Origin of the sequence: Blautia sp. MSK20_18 (assembly GCF_020553125.1) — a bacterium.
GTDB classification, from domain to species: Bacteria; Bacillota; Clostridia; order Lachnospirales; family Lachnospiraceae; genus Blautia_A; species Blautia_A fusiformis.
Genome location: NZ_JAJCGR010000075.1, coordinates 1 through 3,522, shown reverse-complemented (window position 1 = coordinate 3,522; position 3,522 = coordinate 1). Strand labels below are relative to the sequence as shown.

The window sequence follows — 3,522 nt, the reverse complement described above, 5'->3', positions numbered from 1 at the left end:
CATCTATATATAGTTGAAATTTATCAGGATTATTGACAACATCATAGTCCTTTCCGTATTCTACAGGTCTATATTCGGCTGTCATTACCGATTCCCCGTCTTCAATATCCTCTTTCCATAAATAGATGTTCATATCAATGCTCGTCGCATATCCTCTGTCTGTGGAGAATTTTGTCGAATGAAAAGAGACTTTACAACTTAAAATTGGATAAAAAGGACAAAAAAAAGAAGAGCTGCTTGCTCTTCCCATATAGTAGTAGTAAAATAATATGTCATGCCAGCGCAATATATTACCTAGAATATCGCTATAACAGGAAAGGGGCTGCATTGTGACAGCCCCTAATTTACTTCATCACGTTGTCTACATTCTGAGTGAACTCGTTCCCTGGTTTATTTTAGCATCGGTCTGGATTTTGTTTCATAAAGATAAATTTTGCCACAGAGCGGTCGTATGTTTTAATGTGTCCAAACAGCCAGTCGATTACATTTTTCTGTACAAGTTCACTGAACCGATCTGTTGGTCCTTCATACTCCTGAAGGTATTCATACAGTTCTTGAATTGTCTTTTTAAACTCTTCATGTTTTTCATAATGTTTTTCACGCTCTGGATAACCGGATTTTTCCTGAAGCTTTTCCTCTTCTTTGAAATGAAAGTCAGTATATTCATCCAGATAATCCAGCATTTTGATTGCTTTTACTTTGCTGTCGCCATTTTGACAGGCAGTTACAAAGTTCTGGATACGGTCAATCAATTCTTTGTGCTGTGTATCGATTGTTTTATTTCCTGTTACTAAATTGTCATCAAAGGTAATGTTTAAATCGTAAGTCATAATTTGACCTCCATTTCTTTTATATGTTCTCTTAGGCTCTTTTAATGTCTGGCAGTTTCGTACCTGCATTTTCTGCTTAGTCTTCTACAGGAACGAAAACATCTTTTCCTAATCCGCAGATTGGGCATGTCCAGTCATCTGGAATATCCTCAAATGCAGTTTCTGGAGCGATACCGGCGTCTGGATCTCCTACTGCCGGATCATAAATATATCCACATGGTTCACATTCATATTTTTTCATAGTCATTTTCCATTTTCAATGTCGATTTATTTTTGTTACCAAGTTCCTAGCAATTTTTCTAACACTTTGTTTCTTGTATATCTGTATTATACATGATAATTATTCTTTTGTCAATAATAGTAATTATTATTATTTTTGCACTTAGCATAAACTGATATTTGAATTGCACATTTACATATTGTATATATCATGGGAATAGTTGAATAAAAAAATGAACTCTATTAATTAAAGACAGAGTTGCTGGAAATTATTTCTCTCCAACAACTTTCTTCGTCTTTAAGTCCTTGAAACACAATACTGTCCCATCAGATTCATCCAACTGTTATATTTATTCTTTTCACACACCTTTCGACAAATTTCATTTTCCATCAATACACAGAACATCTTATCATAATCAAATGCCCAAACAGCACCATTCACATGGTTTTCCACTGCTTTCTGATCTATGTACTTTAAACGTGTGACCATTTTTTCAATTTCTCCATTTCTCAAGTTACCGATATTTTTGCAGATAAACCGAAAGAAATTCAACGTTGCATATTCGTCATGCCAATGGAACTCTTCTGGATTGTTTTTAATTTTACTGGCTCGCTGCTGTTCTTTGATTATTTGATCAGCTACACCTTTCATCGAATCTTCGTATCTCATATTACTCACCTACTCTTCCTCAACGCCCAGTGACGGTTTAAATCTTTTATCCTTTGCCTGCGGTACCACGATCTCGTAAAAATAAAATCCTAAATATCCAAGTGCCTGCTTCTTCATTTTATAAAAAGAAGTCCTGCCTATTCCTAGCTCCTGCTGTACTTCCACATCTGTCTTATTATAATGACTGCAAAAACAGGAATGAAGGATTTCACTGAGCATCACACCATTCGGTGCATAGAACTTCACCAGTGTCATTCCACGATAGATCATATCAGACAAGCCATAAATGATCATCAGGTTATTCATTTCCCGGTGCATCTTTGGCACATTCAGCTGATTGTTATAAATGCTCAGATAACTCAATGCATATGCCATATCTTCATTGATTTTCTCCTGGCACTCCATATCCAGTTCTTCCAATACAACTGGTTTTCTAAAATCAGTTTCTGGTAGCTTGTCATCAGTTCTTTAATATCAGTATAATGTCTTAATCCTGTGCATGACTTGCCATATGGAAGGTAATTTCTTTCACTGATTTAATTGCATAATCTCTGTCTGTCATCAGTTTCAAAATCTCCTTATCATCATCACACTAACTGGCGGTCTTTCAGACCAGTTCGCTTTCCCCATGATTTTGATGGGAAGCAATTACTTACTACAACTTGCAGAAGCGGATATCCAAAAGGCATTGTGGGAGCTGCCTTTGCTGACCGAAATCCATCTTCTTATGTAAAACCTGCAGGAATATAAAGGGAAAGTGACTATCCCTGCCGATTAATAATCCAAATAATATCGTCTATACCAATCTCTCCTTATTTTTCAAAGCATCTGTAAAATCGTTTTCTATCATTTGGTTATAAAGTCTCTTCTGCGCCAGTTCATCTGTATAATACGCATAGTCATGATTATAATCTTCCATAACTGTTTCTGCCGCCATAGATGCATAATCATATATGGTAGCTATTGAAAGATTCTTATCTATATTTTTGTAAATACCATATTTAATCTTTATTCCTTTAATCGGAGCATTCTCTACAAACTCATTAATAACATTGTCCATTCTCCGATGATCCAGCTCACAATCATCACTTAATAAGCAGAGAAAAGATGCTTTTTCTTTTCTCACCGGTGCTGCTCAAGTTCATAATGCCTAACTCATCTAATCTTATATCTGAATCCTCACTTGCAAACGCAAACACTATTTTTTCGAATGTATCTGCATTTCCAATTCTTGCACATTTCATACGATAACGCAAAATATCATTACCATTTTTTATCCTGTAATGTATTGTGAACTGTGAGACCAGTTGCAGTTGTTTGCATATATTATTAAAATCCGTAGCAACCAGCATTTTATTTCTGTCTTCTTCAAATACATTGGTCTCTATATACTTTTGTATTACGGTTTCATATGTTTTCTTCTCGTTCATTAATTCATCTAACTCTGTGTTTTCATTTAGATGTCTATAAATCTGAATGTACTGATCTTGACGATTTACGCAATATATACTACTAAACTCATTCCCCAAAATGTTAATAATATCCGTAATCAGCATTTTTCCCCTTACTCTTCATTTACATATCATTTTATTGTAATCCCTTGATCTTTTTCAAAGATACTTTCGCTGTTGTTCCAAAGTTTCCATGTCTCTCTTTCTTTAAAATACAACGAAAAGTGAACTCTTATGTACTTGAAGAATCTGAAATACGATTCCTCCCTGTAAATATCAATCTGTTCCACAAAGCAAGTGACATGCTCCCACCACTTAAATCTTACGATTTTGAAGTGGGGGCTTCCTGCTC

The 3,522-nt window shown here is 35.2% G+C and carries 6 protein-coding genes and 1 pseudogene; all 7 read right to left on the bottom strand.

Annotation, left to right across the window (positions count from 1 at the left end):
- Positions 1-395: 395 nt before the first annotated feature.
- On the bottom strand, positions 396-830 hold the full coding sequence (locus LI091_RS18210) for a bacteriohemerythrin (RefSeq protein WP_015524976.1): 435 nt from the start codon (positions 828-830) through the stop codon (positions 396-398).
- Positions 831-906: 76 nt separating this feature from the next.
- Positions 907-1,071: a rubredoxin gene (gene rd, locus LI091_RS18205; RefSeq protein ID WP_015524975.1), complete on the bottom strand. Its 165-nt coding sequence runs from the start codon at positions 1,069-1,071 to the stop codon at positions 907-909.
- Positions 1,072-1,347: 276 nt separating this feature from the next.
- Complete coding sequence (locus LI091_RS18200) at positions 1,348-1,719, bottom strand: hypothetical protein (protein ID WP_059086885.1); 372 nt, start codon at positions 1,717-1,719, stop codon at positions 1,348-1,350.
- Positions 1,720-1,728: 9 nt separating this feature from the next.
- A complete protein-coding gene (locus tag LI091_RS18195) occupies positions 1,729-2,124 on the bottom strand; it encodes a hypothetical protein (RefSeq protein ID WP_015524973.1) in 396 nt (131 codons plus the stop codon).
- Positions 2,125-2,515: 391 nt separating this feature from the next.
- A complete protein-coding gene (locus LI091_RS18190) occupies positions 2,516-2,779 on the bottom strand; it encodes a hypothetical protein (protein WP_015524971.1) in 264 nt (87 codons plus the stop codon).
- Between the two features lie 25 nt (positions 2,780-2,804).
- On the bottom strand, positions 2,805-3,275 hold the full coding sequence (locus LI091_RS18185; RefSeq protein ID WP_015524970.1) for a hypothetical protein: 471 nt from the start codon (positions 3,273-3,275) through the stop codon (positions 2,805-2,807).
- Between the two features lie 26 nt (positions 3,276-3,301).
- Positions 3,302-3,522: pseudogene (locus tag LI091_RS18180) on the bottom strand (hypothetical protein); the annotation flags it as partial.

Bases quoted from the DNA above. Each gene is read 5' to 3' on its own strand.
- LI091_RS18210 (WP_015524976.1), bottom strand. From the start codon at position 830: ATGACTTACGATTTAAACATTACCTTTGATGACAATTTAGTAACAGGA.
- rd (WP_015524975.1), bottom strand. From the start codon at position 1,071: ATGAAAAAATATGAATGTGAACCATGTGGATATATTTATGATCCGGCA.
- LI091_RS18200 (WP_059086885.1), bottom strand. From the start codon at position 1,719: ATGAGATACGAAGATTCGATGAAAGGTGTAGCTGATCAAATAATCAAA.
- LI091_RS18195 (WP_015524973.1), bottom strand. From the start codon at position 2,124: ATGGAGTGCCAGGAGAAAATCAATGAAGATATGGCATATGCATTGAGT.
- LI091_RS18190 (WP_015524971.1), bottom strand. From the start codon at position 2,779: ATGGACAATGTTATTAATGAGTTTGTAGAGAATGCTCCGATTAAAGGA.
- LI091_RS18185 (WP_015524970.1), bottom strand. From the start codon at position 3,275: ATGCTGATTACGGATATTATTAACATTTTGGGGAATGAGTTTAGTAGT.